Raw genomic sequence first — 2,391 nt, 5'->3', positions numbered from 1 at the left:
GCCGAGGACGGTCTCGATGACGGCGTCCGGGTCCCGGCCGGCGCGGGTGTGCCACCGCGCGGAGTCGACGAGCCGGCCGTCCTCGACCACCGCGCCCTTGATGTGGGTGCCCCCGACGTCCAGGGCGATGACGCTCACGGTGCCGCCGCCGTCGTCCGCGTCCCCGTCGCGTGGATCAGGGTCACGGCTGGTCCAGCACGATGGAGCGGGTGAGGTTGCGCGGGTGGTCGGGGTCGAGGCCGCGGGCCGCGGCCAGTCCGACGGCGAGGCGCTGCGCGCGGACCAGCTCGGCCAGCGGGTCGAGATCGGAGACCACGGCGCGGGCGCCGGTGAGCGCGATCTGGTCGAGCAGGCCGGCCGGCGGCGGGCCGAAGAACCAGACGGTGCTCTCGGAGCTGCTGACGCTGATCGGTCCGTGCCGGTACTCCATGGCGGGGTAGGACTCGGTCCAGGAGGAGGAGGCCTCGCGGACCTTGAGCGCCGCCTCGTTGGCGACGCCGTTGGTCCAGCCCGCCCCGAGGAAGGTGAACTGCTTCGAGGCCAGGGCCCGTTCGGGCAGCGGGGTGTCGATGGCCCGCTGTGCCTGCGCGGGCAGGTCGGCCGGGGCGGCGCCGAGGTGGGCCCGCAGCAGGACGAGGGCGGTGGTGGCGAAGCGGGTCTGCACGACGGACCGCTCGTCGGCGAACTCCAGGGCGACCACGTGCTGCGCGGCGTCGACCACGGGCGTGGACACGTCCCCGGTGATCGCCACGGTCGCACCGCTGCGGGTGCGGGCCAGGGCGTCCAGCACCTCGGTGGTGGTCCCGGAGCGGGTGAGGGCGACGACCCGGTCGTACCGGCGGTGGGCCGGGAACTCGGACGCCGCGAACGCGTCGGTCTCACCCAGGCCCGCCTCCTCGCGCAGCGCCGCGTAGGCCTGGGCGATGTACAGCGAGGTGCCGCAGCCGAGGACCGCGACACGCTCACCGGGCTCCGGCAGCCCCTTGGGGGTCAGGTCGAGGGCGCGCTGCCAGCACTCCGGCTGGCTGGCGATCTCCGCGTCGACGTAAGCCATGACGTCCTCCTGCGCAAGGTTGAGCCTTGATGCTCAATTCTGAGTGATTTATAGCCGCTTCTTCCAGACATGTGCAAGCATGAACACCAAGATCGCAGTTTCGAGCAGGCCGCCGAAGGCCGGGGTCGGGAGCGGCCACCGGGGCCCGGAGAACCCGCGGACGGCCCCGCGCCGGCCGGCCGGAAACGGGGGCGGGCGCGGGTCGGTAACAGCGTCGGAATCGGGAGCAGAACCGGGGGCGGAAACGGGGGCGGGCACCGGCCGGGCGCGGATAGGGCCCCGGCTCACCCCGCGCGGTGCACCCGGACACCGCCGTCCGTGAGCTCCCGCTCCCGCACCACCCCGAGCCCGTCGTCCGTCACCACGTCGTGCACCTGCGCCAGCGGGCAGATCTCCGCGAACGTCACCCGCCCGATCTTGCTGCTGTCCGCGAGGACCACGGAACGGGCACTGCTGCGCAGGAAGGCCCGGTCGGTCTGGGCCTCCATCTCGTCGTGCGTGGTGCAGCCCTCCCGGGCCGTCAGGCCGTCCACCCCGATGAAGGCGATGTCCAAGTGGTACTGGGCGAGCATCCGTTCGGCGGCCGGACCGACCAGCTCGTAGCTGGTGGTACGGGCGATCCCGCCGATGACGACCAGCCGGACCTCGGGGCGGACGACGAGGTCCGCCGCGATGTTCACCGCGTTGGTGACGATCGTGGTGTCCCGGCGGCCGGCCAGGACGCGGGCGAGCTCGCCGGTGGTGGTGCCACCGGTCAGGCCGACCACCGCGCCGTCGGGCACCAGCAGGGCCGCCCGCGCGGCGATCCGCCGCTTCTCCTCGGGGTGCTTCTCCCGGCGGTGGCGCAGCGGGAGTTCCAGGTTGACCGCGCCGGTCACCGCGCCGCCGCGGGTCCGGTTGAGCAGCCCCCGCCCGTGGAGCTCCTGGAGGTCGCGGCGGACCGTCGCACCCGAGACGCCCAGGAGCTCGGCGAGGGCGTGCACATTGGCACTACCCTCATGCGTGATACAGGAAAGAATCCGAGCTATTCGATCAGCTTTGAGCATGGCGGGGAGTGTAGCCGCGCGCGCCCAGCACGGGTGGCGCCTCGACTGGCTGCCGTCCTCATACGGATGGGTTGACTGAATCTGATTGGACTGACCAGTATTGAGCGGTTCTGAGCAGATGCCCGCTGGCCAGCCGCCCCACCGATGGCCGGCGGCGGGCCCGTTCCCGGAGGTGACCGCGTGAGAACGCGAATCGAATCAGCGGCCTCGCCGCGGGGTACCGCCCTGTCCGGCGCCCGGCTGGTCCTGCCCGGCGGTGTCGTCGACGGCGACCGCCTCTCGGTCGAGGGC

At 72.9% G+C, this 2,391-nt stretch carries 2 protein-coding genes; both read right to left on the bottom strand.

Annotation, left to right across the window (positions count from 1 at the left end; genetic code table 11):
• Window positions 1–181: 181 nt before the first annotated feature.
• Window positions 182–1,054: an SIS domain-containing protein gene (locus ACFC1F_RS43175; protein WP_376167284.1), complete on the bottom strand. Its 873-nt coding sequence runs from the start codon at window positions 1,052–1,054 to the stop codon at window positions 182–184.
• Between the two features lie 284 nt (window positions 1,055–1,338).
• Window positions 1,339–2,100 (bottom strand): DeoR/GlpR family DNA-binding transcription regulator, encoded by a 762-nt coding sequence (locus ACFC1F_RS43170; protein WP_376167282.1) that lies wholly within the window; start codon window positions 2,098–2,100, stop codon window positions 1,339–1,341.
• Window positions 2,101–2,391 lie beyond the last annotated feature (291 nt).

It is taken from the genome of Kitasatospora sp. NPDC056181 (assembly GCF_042266225.1).
Lineage (GTDB): Bacteria > Actinomycetota > Actinomycetes > Streptomycetales > Streptomycetaceae > Kitasatospora.
Note: the sequence above shows the minus strand (reverse complement) of the source record. Positions and strands in the feature narration are given on the sequence as shown.

Excerpts from the sequence above, each read along its gene's own strand:
- ACFC1F_RS43175 (WP_376167284.1), bottom strand. The coding sequence starts at position 1,054 with ATGGCTTACGTCGACGCGGAGATCGCCAGCCAGCCGGAGTGCTGGCAG.
- ACFC1F_RS43170 (WP_376167282.1), bottom strand. The coding sequence starts at position 2,100 with ATGCTCAAAGCTGATCGAATAGCTCGGATTCTTTCCTGTATCACGCAT.